The 22,022-nt window shown below is 49.9% G+C and carries 20 protein-coding genes and 1 other RNA gene; 19 read left to right on the top strand and 2 right to left on the bottom strand.

Annotation, left to right across the window (positions count from 1 at the left end):
* The first annotated feature begins 90 nt into the window (after nucleotides 1–90).
* The 16 genes from BM091_RS11120 to tyrS all read left to right on the top strand — a co-directional run bounded on the left by BM091_RS11120 (nucleotide 91) and on the right by tyrS (nucleotide 17,382).
* A complete protein-coding gene (locus BM091_RS11120; protein WP_093395831.1) occupies nucleotides 91–1,122 on the top strand; it encodes a rod shape-determining protein in 1,032 nt (343 codons plus the stop codon).
* Between the two features lie 20 nt (nucleotides 1,123–1,142).
* Nucleotides 1,143–1,979, top strand: coding sequence for a rod shape-determining protein MreC (mreC, locus tag BM091_RS11115; protein WP_093395829.1), 837 nt, complete (start codon nucleotides 1,143–1,145; stop codon nucleotides 1,977–1,979).
* Between the two features lie 27 nt (nucleotides 1,980–2,006).
* On the top strand, nucleotides 2,007–2,501 hold the full coding sequence (locus BM091_RS11110) for a hypothetical protein (protein ID WP_093395827.1): 495 nt from the start codon (nucleotides 2,007–2,009) through the stop codon (nucleotides 2,499–2,501).
* Nucleotides 2,498–4,321 (top strand): penicillin-binding protein 2, encoded by a 1,824-nt coding sequence (mrdA, locus tag BM091_RS11105; protein WP_093395826.1) that lies wholly within the window; start codon nucleotides 2,498–2,500, stop codon nucleotides 4,319–4,321. Before BM091_RS11110 ends, mrdA begins: the two co-directional genes overlap by 4 nt.
* Before the next feature lie 521 nt (nucleotides 4,322–4,842).
* Nucleotides 4,843–5,967, top strand: a complete 1,125-nt coding sequence (rodA, locus tag BM091_RS11095) for a rod shape-determining protein RodA (RefSeq protein WP_177193626.1) — start codon at nucleotides 4,843–4,845, stop codon at nucleotides 5,965–5,967.
* 262 nt (nucleotides 5,968–6,229) lie between these two features.
* A complete protein-coding gene (locus BM091_RS11090; protein ID WP_093395821.1) occupies nucleotides 6,230–6,658 on the top strand; it encodes a F0F1 ATP synthase subunit B in 429 nt (142 codons plus the stop codon).
* A 22-nt stretch (nucleotides 6,659–6,680) separates the two neighbouring features.
* On the top strand, nucleotides 6,681–7,253 hold the full coding sequence (atpF, locus tag BM091_RS11085; RefSeq protein ID WP_093395820.1) for a F0F1 ATP synthase subunit B: 573 nt from the start codon (nucleotides 6,681–6,683) through the stop codon (nucleotides 7,251–7,253).
* Nucleotides 7,250–7,801, top strand: a complete 552-nt coding sequence (gene atpH / locus BM091_RS11080; RefSeq protein WP_177193625.1) for an ATP synthase F1 subunit delta — start codon at nucleotides 7,250–7,252, stop codon at nucleotides 7,799–7,801. Before atpF ends, atpH begins: the two co-directional genes overlap by 4 nt.
* Nucleotides 7,801–9,324, top strand: a complete 1,524-nt coding sequence (gene atpA, locus BM091_RS11075) for a F0F1 ATP synthase subunit alpha (protein WP_093395817.1) — start codon at nucleotides 7,801–7,803, stop codon at nucleotides 9,322–9,324. The genes atpH and atpA overlap by 1 nt, the downstream gene beginning before the upstream one ends.
* Before the next feature lie 36 nt (nucleotides 9,325–9,360).
* Entirely contained in the window at nucleotides 9,361–10,236 is an 876-nt protein-coding gene (gene atpG, locus BM091_RS11070; protein WP_093395815.1) for an ATP synthase F1 subunit gamma, read from the top strand.
* A gap of 35 nt (nucleotides 10,237–10,271) precedes the next feature.
* Nucleotides 10,272–11,678 (top strand): F0F1 ATP synthase subunit beta, encoded by a 1,407-nt coding sequence (atpD, locus tag BM091_RS11065; RefSeq protein ID WP_093395813.1) that lies wholly within the window; start codon nucleotides 10,272–10,274, stop codon nucleotides 11,676–11,678.
* A 21-nt stretch (nucleotides 11,679–11,699) separates the two neighbouring features.
* The gene (locus BM091_RS11060; protein WP_093395812.1) at nucleotides 11,700–12,116 is read left to right on the top strand and encodes a F0F1 ATP synthase subunit epsilon; all 417 of its coding nucleotides are present in this window, start codon (nucleotides 11,700–11,702) and stop codon (nucleotides 12,114–12,116) included.
* A gap of 81 nt (nucleotides 12,117–12,197) precedes the next feature.
* Complete coding sequence (gene glmS, locus BM091_RS11055; RefSeq protein WP_093395810.1) at nucleotides 12,198–14,042, top strand: glutamine--fructose-6-phosphate transaminase (isomerizing); 1,845 nt, start codon at nucleotides 12,198–12,200, stop codon at nucleotides 14,040–14,042.
* Nucleotides 14,043–14,220: 178 nt separating this feature from the next.
* A non-coding RNA gene (gene ssrS / locus BM091_RS11050) (6S RNA) lies at nucleotides 14,221–14,397 on the top strand.
* 129 nt (nucleotides 14,398–14,526) lie between these two features.
* Nucleotides 14,527–16,086 (top strand): ribonuclease Y, encoded by a 1,560-nt coding sequence (gene rny, locus BM091_RS11045; RefSeq protein ID WP_093395808.1) that lies wholly within the window; start codon nucleotides 14,527–14,529, stop codon nucleotides 16,084–16,086.
* 12 nt (nucleotides 16,087–16,098) lie between these two features.
* The gene (gene tyrS / locus BM091_RS11040) at nucleotides 16,099–17,382 is read left to right on the top strand and encodes a tyrosine--tRNA ligase (protein ID WP_093395807.1); all 1,284 of its coding nucleotides are present in this window, start codon (nucleotides 16,099–16,101) and stop codon (nucleotides 17,380–17,382) included.
* Between the two features lie 51 nt (nucleotides 17,383–17,433).
* On the opposite strand, the gene pyk is transcribed toward tyrS, so the two are convergent.
* Nucleotides 17,434–18,879, bottom strand: a complete 1,446-nt coding sequence (pyk, locus tag BM091_RS11035; protein ID WP_218148885.1) for a pyruvate kinase — start codon at nucleotides 18,877–18,879, stop codon at nucleotides 17,434–17,436.
* A 51-nt stretch (nucleotides 18,880–18,930) separates the two neighbouring features.
* The gene (locus BM091_RS11030; protein WP_093395805.1) at nucleotides 18,931–20,328 is read right to left on the bottom strand and encodes an FAD-binding oxidoreductase; all 1,398 of its coding nucleotides are present in this window, start codon (nucleotides 20,326–20,328) and stop codon (nucleotides 18,931–18,933) included.
* A 105-nt stretch (nucleotides 20,329–20,433) separates the two neighbouring features.
* On the opposite strand from BM091_RS11030, the gene BM091_RS11025 reads away from it, so the two are divergent.
* From BM091_RS11025 to BM091_RS11015, 3 genes are all read left to right on the top strand, one after another.
* Nucleotides 20,434–20,976 carry a hypothetical protein gene (locus tag BM091_RS11025; protein ID WP_093395804.1) on the top strand — a complete coding sequence of 181 codons (543 nt, stop codon included), beginning with the start codon at nucleotides 20,434–20,436 and terminating at the stop codon, nucleotides 20,974–20,976.
* Nucleotides 20,966–21,817, top strand: a complete 852-nt coding sequence (locus BM091_RS11020; RefSeq protein WP_177193624.1) for an exo-beta-N-acetylmuramidase NamZ family protein — start codon at nucleotides 20,966–20,968, stop codon at nucleotides 21,815–21,817. Before BM091_RS11025 ends, BM091_RS11020 begins: the two co-directional genes overlap by 11 nt.
* Nucleotides 21,762–22,022, top strand: a 261-nt coding sequence (locus BM091_RS11015) for a helix-turn-helix domain-containing protein (RefSeq protein ID WP_093394564.1), incomplete at its 3' end; no start/stop codon positions are given. The genes BM091_RS11020 and BM091_RS11015, both read left to right, overlap by 56 nt.

The raw sequence follows: 22,022 nt of genomic DNA, 5'->3' as shown, positions 1-22,022 counted from the left end.
AAACAAAACTTGTGCAAACCCTCATATCTTCTTTAAAATGATTGCACCGTTTTTATGCAGCATAACAATATTACGGGGAGCGTATAGACTATGATTTTGAGTAAAATTCTGGGATGGTTTTCTAACGATCTTGCAATAGATCTGGGTACCGCCAACACGCTTGTCTACGTAAGAGGAAGGGGCATCGTCCTTCATGAGCCGTCTGTTGTGGCAATAAAGCGAGATGCTCAAGGAGGAGACAGGGTAGTTGCGGTGGGTACGGAAGCCAAAATGATGCTCGGAAAGACTCCGGGAAATATTGTGGCCATAAGACCCATGAAGGACGGAGTTATCGCCGATTTTGAAATTACCGAGGCGATGCTGAGATACTTTATCAGGAAAGTACATAACCGCAGGTCTCTTGTGAGGCCACGTGTAATTGTGTGCGTGCCCTCGGGTGTGACACAGGTGGAGCGAAGGGCGGTTAAGGAATCGGCGGAATCTGCAGGAGCAAGAGAGGTTTATCTCATAGAAGAACCAATGGCGGCCGCCATCGGAGCCGGCCTTCCCATAACAGAACCTGTTTGCAATATGATCGTTGACATTGGAGGTGGCACAACGGAAGTTGCGGTAATCTCGCTCGCCGGGATTGTTTACAGTCGCTCTGTAAGGGTCGGTGGTGACAAAATGGATGCCGCAATTCTTCAGTACATCAGAAAAACATATAATCTCCTGATTGGTGAACGCACGGCGGAACAGATCAAGATAACCCTGGGGAATGCATATATGGACGGGGAACCGCAGTACATGGAGGTTAAGGGTAGAAACCTCGTTGATGGGATACCGAAAACCGTTAAAATATCTTCCGATGAGGTCAGAGAAGCCATCCAGGAGCAAATTGATACAATAGTGGAAACGGTTAAGATGGCTTTGGAACAAACCCCGCCTGAACTCGCCGCTGACATCGTAGACCGGGGAATAGTGCTTACGGGAGGAGGAGCCCTTTTAAAAAACCTGGACTATGTTCTGAGACGTGAAACGGGCTTGCCGGTCAGTGTAGCGGAGGATCCTTTGACGGCGGTTGTCCTGGGTTCCGGAAAGGCTCTGGAAGATATTGATAGATTAAGAGAAGTGCTGATGTAACTTCCGATTAAGGATGGTGCATGTGGGAACTGATCCGGCGGCTTAGAGGTTTTTTTTTCGTGCTCTTTTTCATAATAGTGGCCTTCTATCTCTTTTCCCTCAATTTTAAGACAAGCCGCTTGGATACTCTCCAGAGGCTGGTTCTGCACGGTGTGGGTCCACTGGCCGAGGGATGGACAAGGCTTGCCAATGGGATAAATAATCTGTGGGATTCCTATATAAATCTTGTCGGAGTCAGAGAAGAAAACTACAGACTAAAGAAAAGAATTTCTCAATTGGAACAACTTCTTGTTGATTATAGAGAAGCCTATCTGGAAAATCAGCGACTGAGGCGACTTCTCGAGTTTCGTGATCAGCTTCAAGTCCCTTCGGTTACGGCCTCGATCATTTTTCACGATTTTACAGGTTGGTTCCAGTCCGTTATTATAAACAAAGGAAGCCTTGACGGTATAAAGCCTGATATGCCCGTCGTGTGTTACGAAGGCGTCGTGGGCAGAATATTGAACAGTGGATCTCGCTTTGCGAGGGTTATGCTTGTTACGGACCCCGCCAGTGCCGTTGACGTGTTGGTCCAGCGTAGCCGCGTTAGAGGAATACTTGTGGGTGGGGAACCGGGACTCTGCTACGTGAAATACGTGAAAAATGATGCCGATGTGAGACCCGGTGATCTTGTCATCACCACCGGAAAAGACGGGATCTTTCCCAGAGGTCTTAAAGCCGGAATAGTAACCAAAGTCTATCCGGATCCTGTAGGGATTTTCCAGTTCATAGAGGTCAGGCCCGTAATGGAGATAGGGAATCTCGATGAGGTGCTCGTTTTGTTGAAGGAACCATCGTTGCCGCCTGGATTCCCCTGAAAATAAGGTCCTTGGAAGAAAATCGTAATGGCGAGAACCGGCATAACTCTCAGAATAACGATAGTATTCTTTCTGGTCCTGTATTTAAGCTGGTTGGTTGCTTACCTGCATGTCCCGGCCTCGATAAGGCCCGATCTCTTCTTCTACTTCGTCGTTGCCCTTGGTTTTATGTTGCCACCTCTTGCACATCTTATCGTTGCCGTGGCAGTCGGGTATTTCGTAGATACCCTCGCCGGTAAGCTCTGGGGGTTCCATGTGGCAAGCTATGTAATAATTGCTTCGATAATGAGGGTCTCTTCAGACCATATGGATATCTATTCTCCTTTTTTTCATGCTGTGCTGATTGTTGCTTACGTCACACTGCAACAGATCTTTATAGCTCTTTATGCTCAGGGACTGTGGCCTGAAGCTGGAATAGAGTTTTTTTTAAAAGCATGGCTTGCTAAAGTTCTTGTGTCAACAATTTTAGGAATCCCATTTATTGCGTCGCTTGTAAGGTTTATGTACCAGGAAAGAACATGAATAAGAATGTGATACTTCGAGAGCAGAACAATATCGTTGTGATTAACGTTTACGCATTGGCGATAATATTCTGCTGTGTTATTGTCCTGTATTTGTGTGGCTTTTACTACTACCAGGTGATAAAGTGGGATGAGTACAAGAAAAAATCTGAAAATAACCATACCAGGTTTGAGCGAATTATTGCTCCCAGAGGTGTTATATTTGATGCTTACGGAAGAGTTATTGTGGATAACAGACCGTCTTATGACATCTATATTACCAGAGAAGAAGCCGACGTCGAAAGAATAACCGTGGCCGTTTCAAATCTGTGTAATGTAAAAACGGAAGATCTGGTGAACGAATTGTCGAAATACCAGAACATCCCAAAGCATATCCCCGTAAAGCTTCTTGGCGACGTTGATCAAGATTGTCTTGCCCGTATTGAGGCCTATAAACACAAATTGCCCGGGCTTTTTGTTTCCGTCCAGCCTGTTAGAAACTATCCGTGGCGGGAAGTAGGGGCTCATATTGTTGGGTATCTGGGGGAAATTAACCGGGAAGAACTCAATAGGCTCGAGGATGCCGGATATGTCGTCGGTGACTGGATAGGCAAAACCGGACTGGAACGGGTTTACGAGTCCGTTCTGAGGGGAAAAAACGGGATGGAGGCCGTTGAGGTTGATGCCCTCGGGAGACGGTTGGGCGTATTGGATAGGGAAAACCCCATCCCGGGCAGGAATGTATGGCTTACGCTGGACTGGGAGCTACAGCGTTACGCATCCGAAATAATGAGGGATAAAGAAGGGGCTCTTGTTGTACTGGACGTAAAGACCGGGGCTATTCGAGCTATGGTTAGCTCTCCTTCCTATGATCCCAATCTGTTCGTTCGGGGTGTAAACTCCGAAGAGTGGAATGACCTGCACAGAGATCCCCGTCATGTTTTCCTGAACAGGGCGATTCAGGTCGGTTATCCGCCGGGGTCCACCTTTAAGCCTTTTGTCGCCCTTGCGGCACTTGATACCGGAGCTGTGAAACCCGATGAAACTATCTGGTGTCCCGGTTATCACAGGCTCGGGAACAGAACCTATAGGTGCTGGAAAAGAGGAGGACACGGATACGTGGATTTACATAGAGCCATTGTGGAATCTTGCGATGTCTATTTTTATCAGGTGGGGAGCAGATTGGGGGTTGATACGATAGCCCGTTACGCCAAACTCCTGGGATTTGGTGAATTAACCGGGGTGGAGCTTCCCGGTGAGCGGACCGGGTTAATACCCACAACTTCCTGGAAAAAAAGGCACTACGGCGTGCCGTGGCAAAAAGGTGAAACCTTATCGGTCGCAATTGGACAGGGGTTCGTGCTGGTTACGCCCCTTCAACTGGCCAGAGCCTATGCGGCAATAGCCAACAATGGATACCTCGTCAGGCCTTACATTGTCGAAAGGATTGAGGGAAACGGCTTTCGTGCACGGGAGGATACAATTCACGAGCGAGTAATTACCAACGAGAAGGCCTTAAGTCTTGTAAAAAAAGCCCTTGAAGATGTTGTTAAGGACCCTCGTGGTACGGCTCATGGGATCTGGAGTGAAGCCATACCAATAGCGGGTAAGACCGGCACGGCGCAGGTTGTGGGCCTTAAGTTGAGCGGGGATGAATCGTCGATGCCGGAGCATTTCAGAGACCACGCCTGGTTCGCAGGTTATGCACCTCCCGATGATCCGCAGGTGGTAGCCGTGGCGATCATTGAGCACGGAGGTCATGGGTCTTCTGCAGCGGCTCCGGTGGTTAAAGCTGTAATAGAAAAATATTTCCAATTACAGCGGGAAAATCACAACGGTTAACCTGTAGAGCAGGATAAAGTTGTAGTCGGTATGGAACGGTTTCGGTTAACTGCACAGGATGCCATATGGGGTCCTGGCTTCCGGCATGAGGTACCCCGGAACTGTCAAAACCTTCTCACGAAAGGTGAGTTTCTGGAATGTGCTCTTTTACGGCGGCAGAAATTGAATAAAAAGCTCGAGGACAAGAGCAATTCCTGGAAAAGAAACCGGCTTGGAGGTGAGATCAGAAAAGCCGGTTGGGAAATATAGGGACTGGGAGATGGCTTGGGCCATCTGGATAAAGGCTTTGGGGGTGATCCGGTTTGCCCGGAGGGGACCTACACAGGGGAATAAGTCTCCGAGCAGAAGGGTCGGAAGGTTGTCGGAGCGGCGAGATTATCGGCTCCTATATCCGGTGCGGGTGCTACGGACGGCCTGAAAATACCGCCAGCCGGGGCTTCGGGCCGTGCTGAAAGGCGGATGACAAATACCCCGGCCTCGAATTGCAGCGATTTGCAGTTCGGGGAGTCAGGAAGTGTCGGTTGATAGACCGCAGGCTGATTGAGTACTTCGATTGGGTTATATTTTTCGTTGCCTTTGTTCTTTCCTCCGTAGGTTTGGTCAATCTTTACAGTGCCACCTATGTGACCGGCTCACAAGGTATTTTAAATTCTTACCTGGTGAAACAGGGATTGTGGATAGTTATCGGGCTGATTTGCATGTTTGGTCTGGTTTCTTTTGATTACAAACATCTGAGCATTGTTAGCATACCACTTTACGTAATCGGAGTGATACTGCTGATTCTGGTACTTGTTATTGGTGAAGAAAGCCATGGTGCTCTGCGATGGATTGCTTTAGGCCCGATCAGGTTTCAGGTGTCTGAGATTGTAAAGGTTATAATGGTCATAACCGTGGCGGCCTGGGGAGCTTCCGATGGAGTCACCCTGTATCCCGGTGCAGGCAAAGTGGCACAGTTCCTCATCATGGTGCTGGTGCCTTTTATTCTGATTGCGATAGAACCGGATCTGGGGACGGCTCTGGCACTGGGGTTGATTTGCTGTACCATGTTTTTCGTGTTGGGCGTCAGGAAAAGGTGGCTGATTGGTGGAATGGTTTTCCTTCTGATGGTGGCTTATCCTGTCTGGAATTACGGATTGAAGGAATATCAAAAAGATCGAATAAAAGCGGTTCTTAACCCTGATAAAGATCCCCAAAGGACGGGATATCATGTCCGCCAGTCTAAAATTGCAATCGGCTCAGGGGGACTATCCGGTAAGGGTTATCTTAAGGGGACGCAACACAGGCTTCGTTTTCTTCCGGAGCGGCATACGGATTTCGCCTTTGCCGTTTGGGCCGAAGAATTCGGCTTTACGGGGGTCTGTGCGGTGTTGAGCCTCTATCTCCTGTTGTTATATCGGTGTTTCTGGTGTGTTTTGAGTGCCAGGGATCGAATGGGATCGTTGATTGCCATGGGTGTGACGGCAATTTTCATGTGGGAAGTCATCATTAATGTCGGGATGGTCCTGGGCTTTCTTCCGGTGGTGGGTATGCCTTTACCCTTTATAAGCTATGGAGGTTCTGCTATGGTGCGCAACTGGATTGCCGTGGGCCTGATAGAAAACGTGGCTATGAGACGCTTTAACTATCGGGCTTCGAAAGGCAGGTAGATGTGGCAATGTTAATAGTGGTTCTAATGGGTGGGGACCTGACAGTGAAGTGTGACCTTAGGCGCTAACTACGTTGTGATTTTTTGTACTTTTTGCTTGCAATCATCTAAATATTGTGTTAACGGCAATAGCCGGTATGACAACGCCATGTAAAGATGCAGATCTGGCCGATTGGGTGAGCGGTTGCCGCTCCCTTCGATAATAGCGCTTTTCGAAGTAACAGGTTCAATCAGATAGGGGATCTAAGAGGAAGGATGGGGCGATGATAAGCATTGATGTGACTCTTTTGGTCCAGATGGTAAATTTTTTGGTTTTTCTTGCAGTAATGAACATCTTGCTTTACAGGCCGGTCCGCAGGATTGTCGAAAAGAGAAATAAGCTCGTTTTGAGCCAGAAAAGCGACATTGAGAAGGCGCAGCAGGAAGCTGAACAGGCTTTGCGTGAATTCGAGGAAACAATTCGGAACGCCAGAATAATGGGACGACAGAAGATTGAGGAGTATAAAGAGAAAGCCCGGGCATACGAGAAGGAGTTGCTTCAGAAAGCCTACCAGGAAGCAGCCGAACAGGTGGCAAAGGTTCGTGAAGAAATAAGTAGAGAAAGGGAGAAGGCAATACAAGAGCTGAGAGATCAGATTCAGGTATTTTCCCTGGAGGTGGTCCGGAAGATCCTGGGGCGCAGTGTGGTTTAATTACACTAAAGGGGTGGTTGATATGAAGGGTTTGGTCAGGTATGGCACGGTGGTTGTTTTTACGGGAGTTGTACTTGCCGGGCGGGTGTGGGCGGCGGAGGGCGCCGAACACGGAGCCAACTGGGGTGATTTACTTCTGAGGTGCATAAATTTTGCAATTCTTGTCGGAGTGCTCTATAAGTTGTTGAAAAAACCTATTGTGAATTACTTTACTGCCCGACGAAGGAACATCCAGCAGTTGCTCGAAGAGATGGAGAAGAGGAAAGAAGAGGCGGAGCGGAAGTGTGCCGAATACAAGGCCAAGCTGGCGCTCTTAGATCAGGAAGTGGAAAAGATAGTAAAGGAGTACGTAGAGCAGGGGGAGCGTGAAAGGGCAAAGATTATTGAGGCTGCTGAGCGTCAGGCCGAGTATATCAAACAGCAGGCTCAATTGGCCATTCAGCAGGAGATGAAGGCGGCCAAGGAGGCTCTGCGTGCGGAAGTGGCGGAGCTTACGGTTAAGGCTGCTGAGGATATGTTAAAAGAGCGTATTGGTGATGAGGATCAGACAAGGTTGGTTGAAGAATTCATGATAAAGGTGGTGGAGGCGAAGTGAGAAACCAAGCCATAGCCAAAAGGTATGCTAAGGCGATCTTTGAGGTCGCCGTTGAGGAAGGCAGGGTTGATGAGTACGGGCAGGAGCTCGAGCAGGTTCTTGCCCTGTTTCGGGAGGTGCCGGAGTTCGAGAGGGTGCTGGTAAGTCCGATGTACCCCGAGGATGTCAAGCTCAGTACGGTTGATCGGGTAGCCGAGATAACCGAGATGTCGCCGGTTATGTATCGCTTTGTGCGCCTTCTGGTGGAGAAGCAGAGGATAAAGTTCTTTTCTGATATTGTCTCCTACTACCGGAAGCTTCAGGACGAGCGTGAAAATATAGCTCGTGCTCAGGTTACGGCTGCGGTTGACCTCGACGAGGCCACTCTTGATCTTATTGCCGAAGCTCTTGGCAAGGTAGTCGGTAAAAAGATAGTTGTTGAGTTTAACAAGGATCCGGAGCTTATTGGTGGAGTTGTCGCCCGTGTGGGCGATTTGGTATGGGATGGAAGTGTTAGGACGCAGTTGAAGAATATTAAAGAAACATTAAAGAGAGGTGAGTTGGGTTAATGCAGATCAGAGCAGAAGAAATAAGCCAAATTATTAAGGAGCAGATTAAGGAGTACGAGAAGGCGGTTGAGCTCAGCGAGACTGGCCGTGTGATTTCCGTAGGCGACGGTATAGCCCGAGTCTACGGGGTGGAAAATTGCATGGCCATGGAGTTGCTTGAGTTCCCGACCGAGCATGGACCGATCTACGGATTAGCCCTCAACCTCGAGGAAGACAACGTGGGTGTCGCCATTCTGGGCGAAGACATCCACATTAAGGAGGGCGATCTGGTAAGGCGCACCGGGCGTATTGCTCAGGTGCCCGTTGGAGAATCCGTTATCGGTCGTGTTGTGGACCCCGTTGGGAATCCTCTGGACGGAAAGGGTCCCATCGAAGCTAAAGAGTTCCGTCGCATCGAAGTCCTGGCGCCGGGTGTTATTGCCCGTCAGCCCGTAAACGAACCAATGTATACGGGTATTAAAGCCATTGACGCGATGACGCCCATAGGGCGTGGGCAGAGAGAGCTTATCATCGGCGATCGTCAGACCGGTAAGACTGCTATCGCCATTGATGCTATTTTGAATCAGAAGGACAGCGGGATTATCTGTATCTACGTAGCCATCGGCCAGAAAAAATCGACCGTTGCCCAGGTGGTTGAAACCCTCAGGCGCCATGGTGCTATGGAATACACTACCGTGGTTGCCGCATGCGCCAGCGACCCGGCTCCTCTGCAGTACATTGCTCCCTATGCCGGTTGCGCCATGGGCGAGTATTACCGTGACCGTGGTCAGCATGCCCTCATTATTTACGATGACCTTTCGAAACAGGCAGCTGCTTACCGTCAGGTGTCGCTGCTGCTCAGGCGTCCTCCTGCACGTGAGGCATACCCGGGCGATATTTTCTACAATCACTCCAGGCTTCTGGAGCGTGCTGCCAAGCTGAACGACGAGCTTGGCGCCGGATCCCTGACTGCTCTTCCAATAGTTGAGACTCAGGCAGGAGACGTATCTGCTTATATTCCGACGAATGTTATATCCATTACCGACGGGCAGATTTACCTTGAAGCGGGTCTCTTTTATGCCGGTATTCGACCGGCCATCAATGTCGGTCTTTCGGTAAGCCGTGTTGGAGGTGCGGCTCAGATTAAGGCCATGAAGCAGGTTGCAGGAAGGCTCCGTCTTGATCTGGCTCAGTATCGAGAGCTCGAAGCTTTTGCCAAGTTCGGTAGCGACCTAGATAAGGCGACTTTGGCGCAGATCAACAGGGGTATGAGGCTGGTGGAACTGCTGAAGCAACCTCAGTATCAGCCCATGCCGGTTGAAAAACAGATAGTATCGCTCTTTGCGGGAACTCGTGGATTCCTGGATCCTCTGCCCGTTGAAAAGGTTACGGAGTTTGAACAGCAGTTGCATTCCTTTATTGAGAACAAGTATCCCGAGATTTTTGCGGAAATAAAGGAAAAGAAGGAGATCACTCCGGAGTTAGACGAGAAGATGACGAAGGCGCTCAAGGAGTTTAGCGAGATCTTCCAGGCTGGTCAGTAGAAACGTGACACGACAGAGTGAAAGAGAGTTGGTCTTATGGCGACGTTGAGAGACATAAAGCGCAAGATTGAAGCCGTTAAGAAGACGGCGCAGATTACTCGTGCCATGAACATGGTGGCGGCCGCTAAGCTCCGCGGTGCGCAGGCCAACATGGAGAAGTTTCATCCCTATGCCGATAAGTTTCGTGAAGTGATTGAAAGGCTTGCGGCCGGAGTGGAGCAGGACGGCACCTTTGAATTGCTTACCCCACGCGAAGAAGTGCGGAAGATCGAGCTGGTGCTCCTTACGGCGGATCGCGGTCTCTGTGGTAGCTTCAACAATAACCTGATAATGCTGGCCGAGAAGTTCATGGAAGAGAAGGCGGCTGAAGGCAAGGAAGTTACGCTGATCTGCGCGGGGCGTAAGGGGCACGAGTATTTCCGTAAGAGAAGGTTTGCAATAAGGAAGAGATATACGGGATTGTTGAATAAGCCCAATTATGAGGATGCTTACAATCTGGGGCGTGAGGTCATAGAGCTGTTTCAGACCGGTGAGGCAGATGAGGTCTATTTGATTTATGCTCAGTTCGTGAGCATGCTCAGGCAGGTTCCCACGCTCATTCGACTGCTGCCTGTGGTGCCGGAGTCTCGAGGTGATGAGGATCGTCAGATCGACTACATCTTTGAACCCTCTCATGAAGTGCTTTTGAATGATCTTCTGCCCAACTATGTTTATGTGCAGATCCTGGAGAGTTTCTATCAGACCGCGGTCAGTGAGCACGCCGCTCGTATGACCGCCATGGACAACGCAACGAACAATTGCAATGAGATGGTCAGAGATTTAACATTGGTTTTCAATAAAGCACGTCAAGCTTCGATCACGAAAGAATTGATGGATATTGTGGGCGGAGCCGAAGCTTTGAAGAAAAAATAGTGCAGGGTAAGCCTGCATAAGGAGGCCTGAAAGGTATGAATATCGGGAAGATCGCTCAGGTAATAGGAAACGTTGTTGACGTTGAGTTTGAAGAGGGAAAAATTCCCCCTCTTTTGACGGCATTGCTTGTAAGCAACCCGGGAATTAGCGATGAGGAAGACAACCTGGTTCTTGAGGTCGCCCAGCATCTTGGAAATAACGTTGTAAGAACCATTGCTATGGACCTCACCGACGGTCTTGTGAGGGGTATGCCCGTCAAAGATACGGGTAAGCCCATTGTAACCCCTGTTGGTAAGCCTGTGCTGGGCAGGGTTCTCAATGTCGTTGGTCGCCCCGTTGATGGGCAGGGTCCGGTGCATGCCGAAGAGTACTGGCCCATTCACCGGCCGGCACCTGCTTTTACCGACCAGGACGTTAGCGTTAAGGTGCTTGAGACGGGCGTCAAGGTCATAGATCTTCTCGTTCCGTTCCCCAGAGGTGGTAAGATGGGGATGTTCGGCGGTGCCGGGGTTGGTAAGACCGTTATAATGATGGAAATGATCCACAATATTGCTATGGAGCACGGTGGTATCTCGGTTTTTGCAGGTGTAGGTGAGCGAACCCGTGAGGGTAACGACCTTTACCTTGAGATGAAAGAGTCGGGCGTTTTGCCCCGTGCAGCACTTATTTACGGACAGATGACCGAACCTCCGGGAGCAAGAGCTCGTGTTGCCCTGACGGCTCTTACGGTTGCCGAATATTTCCGGGACGTGGAAGGTCAGGATGTGTTGCTCTTCATTGATAACATCTTCAGGTTTACTCAGGCGGGTGCCGAAGTATCTGCTCTGCTGGGTCGTATGCCTTCTGCAGTTGGTTATCAGCCCACTCTTGGTACGGATCTCGGCGAGCTTCAGGAAAGGATTACTTCTACGACCAAGGGATCTATTACATCCGTTCAGTGCGTTTACGTTCCTGCGGACGACCTGACGGACCCCGCTCCGGCAACGACCTTTGCTCACCTCGATGGAACAGTGGTTCTTTCCCGACAGATTGCTGAGCTCGGAATCTACCCGGCCGTTGATCCTCTTGACTCAACTTCCAGGATCCTGGATCCCAATATCTTGGGTGAAGAACACTATACGACGGCTCGAAGGGTACAGCAGATCCTTCAGAAGTATAAGGACCTGCAGGATATCATTGCTATTCTGGGTATGGATGAGCTGTCCGAAGAAGATAAGATAATCGTAGCAAGGGCCCGAAAGATTCAGAGGTTCCTGTCACAGCCCTTCCATGTTGCTGAAGCCTTTACGGGTACTCCAGGTCGATACGTGAAGCTTGAGGATACCATCAAGGGCTTCAAGGGAATCTGTGACGGTGAGTACGATGACTTGCCGGAGCAGGCTTTCTACATGGTTGGTACCATTGAGGAAGCAGTTGAGAAGGCACGTCAGATGGCTGCTTAATAGCATGTAGGCGGAGAGACGATGGCTGAGAAAATTTTACTGGAAATAGTTACGCCTGAGCGCAAGGTCGTGAGCGAGATGGTCGATATAGTTGTGGCTCCCGGTGAAATGGGAGAGTTCGGTGTTCTGGCGAACCACATCCCTTTTCTGACGAAGCTTAAGATCGGTGAGCTGAGGTTTAAAGTAGACGGGCGTGAGCGATACGTGGCGATTATGGGAGGGTATGCTGAGGTTCTCCCTGACAAGGTTACGGTTCTTGCGTCGGCTGCTGAAGAGGCTACCGATATCGATGTGATACGTGCGAGAGCGGCTAAGGAAAGAGCCGAACGTCGCCTGAAGGAGGCCAAGGATAGGTTGGAGTTCGCTCGTGCTCAGGCGGCACTTCAAAGGGCTTTGGCACGCCTTAAGGTGGCAGAAAAGGCCGGAACGGCACGATAAAAGCAGGTCGATCAACCTTATTTGAGGTGTCCCCTCCCTCGTGTCATGACGAGGGAGGGTTTTATTTTATGGGGGTGCGGTATGTGCGGCATTATAGGTTATGTGGGAACTCGTGAAGTCGTTCCGATTCTATTGGAAGGTCTCAGAAGACTCGAATATAGGGGTTATGATAGTGCCGGCATTGCGGTATGGAACCCCTGGAATAAAACGACGATTAGGGTCAGGTCGGAGGGAAAAATAGAGAACCTGGTGAGTAAGGTTGAGCAGGTTGAAATCCGTGGTTCTGTCGGTATCGGACATACCCGCTGGGCAACGCACGGTGCCCCTTCTGAACTAAACGCTCACCCCCATAAAGCTGGGCCTTTCACGGTGGTTCATAATGGCATCATAGAGAATGCTTTTGATCTCAGGAAAAAGCTTGAAGATCAGGGTTGTATCTTTGAGTCCGACACGGACACGGAGGTTCTGGTTCACCTTGCAAATCTCTTCTGGAAGCAGGGAGCAAGCCCTGGAGAGGCCATAAGAATGTGCCTTGAAAATATCAGAGGCACCTATGCAGTGGTTTTTCTGTGCGATGTCATGCCCGATGTATTGTTCGCAGCTCGTAAGGAAAGCCCGCTGGTCATTGGTTCTTCTGAAGACGGCACGTATGTAGCCTCCGACGTTCCCGCCCTTCTTCCTTTTACGAACAGGGTGGTTTACCTAGAGGAGGGTGATTTTGCGGTCATAAGGAGGAATGGGTTTGAAATTACCGACCGTGACGGTGCTCCGGTAGCGCGTCCTCTGGAGACGGTGGACTGGAACCCGGTTCTTGCAGAGAAAGGCAATTACCGGCATTTTATGCAGAAAGAGATATTCGAACAGCCCAGGGCAGTTTCGGACACGATAAAGCCCTACATGAACTTCGAAACGGGTAAGGTCGTCCTGCCGTATGCAACATTTCTGGAAGAGGTTTTCAAAGATGTGTCGAGGATAGTTTTTACGGCCTGTGGCACATCTTACCATGCGGCATTGGTCGGGAAATATATGTTCGAATCAATGCTCAGAATCCCCTGCAATGTGGAGCTTGCTTCGGAATTCCGCTACAGGGATCCGATTCTTGACGGCAAAACTCTTGTAGTGGGCATTAGCCAGTCGGGAGAGACGGCAGATACGAAGGGTGCAATATCGTTGGCCCGGGATGCTGGATGTCCCACTTGCAGCATTGTAAATGTTGTAGGTAGTAGCCTTGCTAGAATGACCGATGCGGTTATCTATACCCATGCCGGGCCGGAGATTGGAGTTGCTTCGACCAAGGCCTTTACGGCCCAGCTTGCAGCTCTTGCCTTAATGGTCCTTTACGCTTCCTGCGTCAGGAATGCGGGTGAAACCGATTTGCACCTGAGGTTTAAAGAAGATCTTCTGAGGATGCCGGGACTTATGGAAGAGATTCTGGGAAGTCATGAAATACTGCAGGACTGGGCGATGGATATTCATCATGCTCTGAGTGCTCTCTATCTGGGGAGGCACGTTCTCTTTCCCATAGCCCTTGAGGGTGCTCTGAAACTCAAAGAGATTTCTTACATTCATGCGGAAGGCTATGCCGCAGGAGAAATGAAACACGGCCCGATAGCACTGGTAGACGAAAACCTTCCGGTTGTGTGCCTCATGCAGCACGGAGTTATTGGCGAAAAAATAAGAAGCAACCTTCAGGAGGTTGAGGCCAGAGGTGGTAGAGTCTTTCTAGTAGCAGACGAACTTGCTGCCCAAGAGGCAGGTCTTGAAAGTAAGCTCTCCTACATCTTCAAAGTTCCGATATGCCATGATTTACTGAGCCCTTTACTTTTTGTGTTGCCCATGCAACTCCTTGCTTACTACGTTGCCGTTGAACGGGGCACCGATGTTGATCAACCCAGAAACCTGGCTAAAAGCGTAACCGTTGAGTGAAACTCCTTCTTTGTCGTGATTGACACCAGGTGGCATAATTCGCTTGACTGAATGGCGAGTAGAATCATAGAATTCTAGTGCAAGGATGCTCGGATAAACGGGTGATGCATCGGGAGCACGCCCTGAAGTTTCAGGGTTTTAGGATATAGTCAAGGGTAAGTTGCTTGAGGATTTGAAGAAGTCCCTGGGATGTTGGTGATTGGTAGAAAGGTCCCTGAGCCAACACCATGAGACGAGGGAGCCGCCTCTTGCTCTGGTGTGCAATTCCTTCGGGAATTGCCTGAAGGAGTAATGTGGCGCCCACCTAGACGAATCGGTTCAAGACCGACTGCCGACACGGCATCCCGGGGACTGATTATTCTTCCTGTGTAGCCCTCCCAGCATCACCTTATAGTTTGATCCGAGATATCAGGTCCTTTCGTTCGGTTTTACTGTTACGGCCGCCGATGGGTGGCTCAAATTAACTGTCGTGGGGGACACGCATATGTCAGGTGGAACGGTGTTGATTCTTTTAATCGGCCTCGTTGTGGGTGCGGCTACCGGCGTTCTGGTATATCGATTGGTTCAGCAGAGAAAGATTCAGGATCTGGAAGATCAGGCCAGGGATATTGTAGCCAGTGCCAAAAAAGAGGCCGAAGCAATAAAAAAAGAGGCGATCCTTCAGGCGAAGGATACGCTGTTGCAGATGAAGGCCGAATTTGAGCGGGAAACCAGAGATACCCGTCGGGAATTGCAGATCCTTGAAAAGCGGCTGGTTCAGAAGGAAGAAAACCTTGAGAGAAAAGCCGAACAGCTGGAGCAGAAAGAAAAGGCCTTGCAGGCTCGTGAGCGCGAGATTGAGCGGAGTGAGCGAGAAATAGCTGCGGAGAGAGAGGAAATTCGGCTAATCATGGAGGAACAGAGGCGGACTCTGGAACGAATAGCCGGAATGTCGGTCCAGGAAGCGAAGGAGATGCTGATAGAGTCTATTGAAGAGGAGGCCAAAAGAGATGCGGCCATGCTTATTAAGAGGATTGAGGCCGAGGCCAGAGAGATTGCCGATAGGAAGGCTCGTGACATTATTGCCCTTGCGATACAGCGCTATGCCGGAGATTATGTAGCGGAGAAAACCGTCTCTGTGGTTACTCTTCCTAACGAAGAAATGAAAGGCCGGATCATCGGTCGTGAAGGCCGCAATATCAGAACTCTTGAGGCCGTAACGGGGGTGGATCTGATCATAGACGACACTCCAGAAGCGGTTATACTGTCGGCGTTTAACCCCATAAGGCGTGAGGTTGCGAGGATTTCTCTTGAAAGGTTGATCTCCGACGGTCGTATTCACCCCGCAAGGATTGAAGAAGTTGTGGAGAAAGTGACCGAAGAGGTGGAGCAGGCGATAAAGGAGGCAGGAGAGCAGGCGACTTTTGATGTAGGGGTTTATGGTCTGCATCCGGAGCTCATTCGCCTGCTGGGTAAACTTAAGTATCGAACCAGTTATGCGCAGAATGTGCTTAATCATTCACTGGAAGTGGCCTTTATCTGCGGGATTATGGCCGCAGAACTCGGACTGGATCAGAAGGAAGCAAAAAGGGCAGGGCTTCTGCACGACATAGGGAAGGCTGTTGATCATGAAGTTGAAGGCCCGCATGCTCTTATCGGAGCCGACCTGGCTAAGAAGTACGGTGAATCGCAGACTATTGTTCATGCTATAGCCGCACATCATGATGATGTACCGCCTGAATCTGTGCTGGCCGTCCTGGTACAGGCTGCCGATGCCCTTTCCGGTGCGAGACCGGGAGCCAGAAAGGAGTTGCTGGAGACTTATGTGAAAAGGCTCGAGGAGCTGGAAAGGATAGCCCGTGAGTTCCCCGGTGTGAGCAAGGCTTACGCAATTCAGGCGGGTAGAGAATTGAGAGTTATGGTTGAAAGTGATGTTGTTGGCGATGCGGATATAGTGTTGCTCAGTCGTGACATAGCGAAGCGCATTGAAGCCGAAATGACCTACCCGGGTCAGATTAAGGTCACCGTCATACGGGAATCTCGTGCCATTGAATACGCTAAGTAAGGAGGTTTGCTGGTGGGCAAAACTGGTACGGTTCTTGGCGAGCTCGAAAGACGTGGGTTTATCGAGCAGGTTACCGATAGGGATGGATTGGAAGAATATCTTTCACACCCGGCCGTTTGCTACGTGGGGTTCGATCCGACGGCGGATAGCCTTCATGTTGGACACCTGCTGCCCATCTTTGCACTAGTTCACATGCAGAGATACGGCCATAGACCCATCGCCATCCTGGGCGGTGGGACGGGGCTTATTGGTGATCCCAGTGGAAAAACGGAAATGCGAAAGCTTATGACCCGGGATGAACTGGAACATAATGCGAGGTGTATAAAGGATCAACTGGCACAGTTGATCGATTTTTCTGACGGAAAAGCTCTTTTTCTGAACAATGCTGACTGGCTTGTGGAGCTGAAATATATCGAATTCCTGAGGGATATAGGGCGTCACTTCAGCGTGAATCGTATGCTTGCCGCAGAAAGCTATCGACAGCGACTGGAAACGGGTTTGAATTTCATAGAGTTTAATTACATGCTCTTACAGGCTTACGATTTCTATTACCTTGCCCGGGAGTACGACTGTCTTCTGCAGATGGGAGGGAGAGATCAGTGGGGAAACATAGTCGCGGGAATTGATTTGATAAAGAAGAAACTGGGCAAACAGGCTTACGGACTGACTTTTCCGCTGGTAACTACCGCATCCGGCGCCAAGATGGGAAAGACTGCGCAGGGTGCAGTTTGGCTCAGCCCCGAGAGAACGTCTCCCTTTGACTTTTACCAGTACTGGGTTAACGTAGACGATAGAGACGTTGTCCGATTCCTGAAGATGTTCACATTCCTGCCTGTCGAAGAAATTGATGCTCTGTCGTCGCTGGAGGGTGAAGAACTTATTCCCTGTAAGCGCATACTTGCCTATGAAGTAACTGCGCTGATACACGGTAAAGACAAAGCCGAAGAGGTTTACAGGGCTGCCTGTAGTGCTTTCGGGACCGTAGATATTGCCCCTGATATTCTTCCCGGAAGTTCAATTCCCAGAAGGATTGAGGTGGATAAAAAGGAAATGCCTTCCTGGAACCTGCCGAAGGATCGTCTGGAGGAGGGCATACCTGTTTACGATCTTTTTTACGAAGCCGGGCTTTGTGAATCGAAAAGTGCTGCCCGCAGGCTTATTGCTCAAGGCGGAGCTTACATCAACGGAGAACGAATCAGGGATATCAACACCGTCGTAACCGGTGAGTTTGTGAAAGACGGTTCAATTGTTCTCAAAGCGGGGAAGAAAAAAATCAAGAGGGTTGTTGTCGCTTAATCTGCATTGCGGGATGATACACTCACCTTTACGGGATGGAGACGGCTCCGGTTAACTTACCTTTAGTACCTTAATGAGGTTTGTTGTGCCTCTGATTCCTACAGGAACGCCTGCCGTGATAACGAGAACGTCTCCAGAACGCGCTATTCCCTGACTCACGGCCCATTTTCGTGCTAGGTCAAACATTTCGTCGGTCGTGGCAAATTTAGGTGTGAGAACCGGGAAGACCCCCCAGGATAGAGACAGCTTTCTGTACGTATAGGCATCATGGGTAATTGCCACTATTGGCGCTCTGGGGCGAAACTTCGATACGATGCGTGCGGTGGTACCGGATTCTGTTGATGCAACTATGGCAACTGCTTCAAGCTCTTCCGCTATGGTACAGGCCGACTTTCCGATGGCTTCATTAACATCGGTGTTGTCCCCTGATGATACTCCTGGTGAAGAACGGAGCGTTTCGCCCCTTAGCAGGTGTTGAATGTGCCGCTCCGTTTCCACCGCTATCCTGTGCATAGTCTTAACGGCTTCAATTGGATACCGTCCCAGGGCCGTTTCTTCAGATAGCATCACGGCATCGGTTCCGTCTAGTATGGCATTCGCGACATCGGATGTTTCTGCCCGAGTTGGTCGGGGGTTGTCCGTCATGCTTCCAAGCATCTGTGTTGCCGTTATGACCGGTTTGGCCTTGAGACGCGCCGCTTCAATAATGGCTTTTTGGAGTATGGGGACCCTTTCCAGTGGCATCTCAACGCCGAGATCCCCTCTTGCAACCATTACACCGTCGACCTTCTGTAGGATTTGTTGCAGCCGCTCGACGGCCTGAGGTTTCTCGATCTTGGCAATTACGGCCGGCCTGTAGTCCTGATCTTTTAAGGCGTCAAAGACGGGATTGAGATCATCTTCATGACGTATGAAAGAAAGCGCTATGAAGTCAACCTCTTTTTTGAGGCCGAAAATGAGATCGTCGTGGTCTTTGTCGGTGAAAGCTTTGATACGAAGATTGCTTGATGGTAGATTAACCCCTTTGTAGGATCGAATGATCCCTCCCACGATTATGCGCGCAATGAGCGATTCCTTCTCTTTTTTTTCCACCAACATCTCAATAGTGCCGTCTGCCATTAAGATCGGATCCCCTTCGGAGATATCTTCCAACAGAAAGTGGTATTGTACGGGTATAAATTCATCGCGATTGGAGACTGATCCTGGGAAAAGATGCACGTAAGTACCTGAAGGCAGGATCAGGGGATCTCTGCTGAGCACTCCCAGCCGAATTTTGGGACCGCCAAGATCCTGCAGGATCCCTACCGGTAGGTGCCTTTCAGAAGAAACCCTGCGAATTGTGTCGATTACTTCTTCATGAGACCTGTGGTCTCCATGGGAAAAATTCAGCCTGAATACATTAACGCCCGCCTCTATCAACTGTCTTATCATGCCCGATGAAGAGCTGGCCGGCCCGACGGTTGCCACGATCTTTGTTCTTCTTATGTCCGGTTTCATCGGTTTTCTCCGTGGTTTTCTTTTGTCAGGACGACTTCTGCCACGGTTTAATTAACGGCCTATGAAGGCATGATTAGGGATGAATAATTTCCCGGGATTGAGGATATTTCTGGGATCGAATGCCCGCTTTATTTTCCACATCAGTTCAAGGGTGTCATCGGACAGTTCTTTTCTTACAAAAGGAGTCTTGGCAATTCCAACACCGTGCTCCCCGGATATTGTGCCTCCTAAGTTGAGAACTATTTCGAAGAGTCTCGAAACGGCAGTCTGAGCCCGGGTGCGCTCGCCGGGATCTTTCGGATCGTACATGATATTCACATGCAGATTTCCGTCGCCTGCATGGCCGAAAACGGGTATGGGCAGATCGACCTCTCTTGAGAGCTCCCTTATTCTGACCACAAGGTCCGGCAGAACCTTCCGGGGGACGGCTACATCTTCGTTGATTTTCCCGATCCGTATTTTGGATAAAGCCGGGGAGATTGACCGTCTCAGCTTCCACAGTCGGGCCTTTTCTTCGTCGCTTCTGGCTTGTTCAATCGACAGAGCGCCGCCAATGCGGCAGAGGTGATGAATGTCTTTCATAACCCTTTCACGCACAAACAAAGGGTCGTCTACTTCTATAAGAATTGCCGCCTCAGTTCCCGGTGGTATGGCTATTCCTGATGTGTCGACTATATTCAGAACGCTGGAATCCATGAATTCCAGAGCGGAAGGAATAAAGCGGCTTTTGAGAATGTTGCATACGAGATCAGCAGCGGCATGTGGAGAAGAGAAGGTCACAAGTATTAGCCAGGAGGGGTCCGGAGCAGGTATTAATCTTAAACCTATGCGGGTAAATATACCCAGTGTTCCTTCTGATCCCACGAGCAGCCTTGTGAGATCGTATCCGACCACGCTTTTTATAGCCTTGCTCCCGGTTTTTATAACTCGCCCTATTGGAACAACCGTTTCAAGCCACATAACGTAATCGCGGGTTACACCGTATTTGACCGCCCTTGGACCTCCTGCTCCTGTAGCCACGTTCCCCCCGATTGTGGAAAATTGAAGGCTGGAAGGATCCGGTGGGTAGAAAAGGCCGTATTTCTCTACTTCCGCTTGAAGGACTCCCGTAACCACACCCGGCTCGACTTCGCAGGTCATGTTTTCCGTATCAATGTCTATGATCCGGTTCATTCTTTCCATAGAAACGACAATACCGCGCTCTAATGGCACGGCCGCCCCTGTCATTCCACTTCCCGCACCTCGAGGGAAGACGGGAATTCCGTAACGGACAGATCTATCAAAAAGCTCACAGAGTTGCTGTGACGATGATGGAAAGACAACGCATAAAGGGATTCCCTGAAGCCTGCTGGCATCGTAGCCGTAAGCAACTAAATCCTCAGATGAGGTTAGAACAGCGTCGGAATCAAATATGGATTCCAATTCCCGGACGAACTTCTCAGGATTCATTTTACCCTCTGGTCATGGATACCGTAGATTTTTAGTCGAAATTATTCTACATTCAATCGGCTTTTTTAAAAAGCTCTGAAGTCTTTTATTCTGGAGGAACACAGTATGTCAGATGCCAGAAGGCCTTTGGCTATAGGCCAGCTGAGAGAACCCGGCCTGCTCAAGCTTATTCCCCCTAAGTCAGTGCTTTTAATACTTACGGAATATGTAAAGAAAAAAACAGGTCGGCCACCCGATCAGCCGCAAAGCTTTGAAGGAATCCTTTTGAGGTGTGAAGGTGGTAAAATATTTTTTAAAGACGGGAATCTTGAGTTCGAACCCCATCCTTTTTACGTAAAGAAAGTTAAAGACTGGGGAAACGAAATTAGGCGTATTTTGCGGACCTATGCGGGTGGCCTTTACGTCAAGAGAGTGTGTGAGTTGCTCGAGCATAAATATACCGTCCTGAGAAGACAGTCATCATCCGGGGGAATTGAGATTCTGGAGGTAAAGCCGAAAGATCAGGAAACTGACACGGTTGTCCTTCAGGTAGCGGTTTTACCGTCGGGAAAGGTTAGCGTATTTTCTGATAGGGAAAACGACAGGGCTTACGAAAGGGCCAATGAATTGATATCCTATTTAGAAGATTCCGGCGTGGTTGATTTCTAAAATGGCCGCGACGGTTCTCGGTTGTGATAGGCTGATCAGAAATTTGCCCCGGAGGCTACGCTTAGGTTCCGTTGCACTGCTCTGTAATCAGGCATCGGTTACGGGAACTTTACGGCCGCTTCCTGAAGAACTGGTAAAAAACGGGATTAGGCTCCGGTTTATCCTTTCACCTCAGCACGGTTTCTTTTCGGAAAAACAGGCAAACATGATAGAGTCCGGCCACGAATTCCATCCCGCTCTTGGGATCCCCATCTATAGCCTTTACGGGCCCATGTTTTCCCCTCCACCTGAGCTGTTTGAAGATATCGATTATTTGCTTGTAGATCTGCAGGATGTAGGAACAAGGGTTTACACCTACATGACGACCATGGGGCTGGTGCTGGAGGCTCTGTCCGGACGCGATGTGCGCGTAATAATCCTGGATCGTCCCAATCCGATCGGGACAGATGTCGTTGAAGGCAACGTAGTGGAGCCGGGCTATCGATCCTTTGTCGGTAGGTATCTCCTTCCCATGCGCCATGGACTGACTCCCGGGGAGTATGCACTGTGGGTGGCCATGGAAAAAGGTCTGGACGTGGACATCCAGGTAATAACCATGGAGAATTGGTCTCCGGACTTGCACCATCCGGAAACGGGTCTTCGCTGGATATTTCCTTCTCCGAACATGCCGTCTTACGAGACGGCTCTTGTCTATCCGGGAATGGTTTTATTGGAGGGTATAGTGACCCCCAACTGGACTGGACCAGTAATAAGAGGTAAATCTGGTCCTGGAAAGGGGGAGCGTGATGGAAGGGAAAGTCGTCAAGCCGGTTCGTATCCAAAGATGGACAGCCAATCGTAAAAGGGAGATCGTGCTGGAGGTCCTCAAGGGTCACAAGACCATCGTGGACGTGGCGCGCGAGCACGATCTGAAGCAGAGCGAGATCCAGCAATGGATCGATACGTTCATTGAGTTCGGCACACAGGCCCTCAAGGTCAATCCGAAATCCATGGAGGCGGTCTACCAGAAGGAGCTCAAGCGGCACAGGGAAAAGATCGGTGAACTG

This window comes from Thermodesulforhabdus norvegica, from assembly GCF_900114975.1.
GTDB lineage: Bacteria > Desulfobacterota > Syntrophobacteria > Syntrophobacterales > Thermodesulforhabdaceae > Thermodesulforhabdus > Thermodesulforhabdus norvegica.
The sequence above is the reverse complement of the archived record's forward strand: the minus strand, read 5'-3'. Positions and strand labels throughout refer to the sequence as shown.

What these genes read in the sequence shown, in the direction of transcription:
- atpG (WP_093395815.1), top strand. Translation starts at nt 9,361, where the DNA reads ATGGCGACGTTGAGAGACATAAAGCGCAAGATTGAAGCCGTTAAGAAG.
- BM091_RS11090 (WP_093395821.1), top strand. Translation starts at nt 6,230, where the DNA reads ATGATAAGCATTGATGTGACTCTTTTGGTCCAGATGGTAAATTTTTTG.
- BM091_RS11025 (WP_093395804.1), top strand. Translation starts at nt 20,434, where the DNA reads ATGTCAGATGCCAGAAGGCCTTTGGCTATAGGCCAGCTGAGAGAACCC.
- atpF (WP_093395820.1), top strand. Translation starts at nt 6,681, where the DNA reads ATGAAGGGTTTGGTCAGGTATGGCACGGTGGTTGTTTTTACGGGAGTT.
- BM091_RS11120 (WP_093395831.1), top strand. Translation starts at nt 91, where the DNA reads ATGATTTTGAGTAAAATTCTGGGATGGTTTTCTAACGATCTTGCAATA.
- BM091_RS11060 (WP_093395812.1), top strand. Translation starts at nt 11,700, where the DNA reads ATGGCTGAGAAAATTTTACTGGAAATAGTTACGCCTGAGCGCAAGGTC.
- rny (WP_093395808.1), top strand. Translation starts at nt 14,527, where the DNA reads ATGTCAGGTGGAACGGTGTTGATTCTTTTAATCGGCCTCGTTGTGGGT.
- BM091_RS11110 (WP_093395827.1), top strand. Translation starts at nt 2,007, where the DNA reads ATGGCGAGAACCGGCATAACTCTCAGAATAACGATAGTATTCTTTCTG.
- glmS (WP_093395810.1), top strand. Translation starts at nt 12,198, where the DNA reads ATGTGCGGCATTATAGGTTATGTGGGAACTCGTGAAGTCGTTCCGATT.
- atpA (WP_093395817.1), top strand. Translation starts at nt 7,801, where the DNA reads ATGCAGATCAGAGCAGAAGAAATAAGCCAAATTATTAAGGAGCAGATT.
- mreC (WP_093395829.1), top strand. Translation starts at nt 1,143, where the DNA reads ATGTGGGAACTGATCCGGCGGCTTAGAGGTTTTTTTTTCGTGCTCTTT.
- mrdA (WP_093395826.1), top strand. Translation starts at nt 2,498, where the DNA reads ATGAATAAGAATGTGATACTTCGAGAGCAGAACAATATCGTTGTGATT.
- atpD (WP_093395813.1), top strand. Translation starts at nt 10,272, where the DNA reads ATGAATATCGGGAAGATCGCTCAGGTAATAGGAAACGTTGTTGACGTT.
- BM091_RS11030 (WP_093395805.1), bottom strand. Translation starts at nt 20,328, where the DNA reads ATGAATCCTGAGAAGTTCGTCCGGGAATTGGAATCCATATTTGATTCC.
- pyk (WP_218148885.1), bottom strand. Translation starts at nt 18,879, where the DNA reads ATGAAACCGGACATAAGAAGAACAAAGATCGTGGCAACCGTCGGGCCG.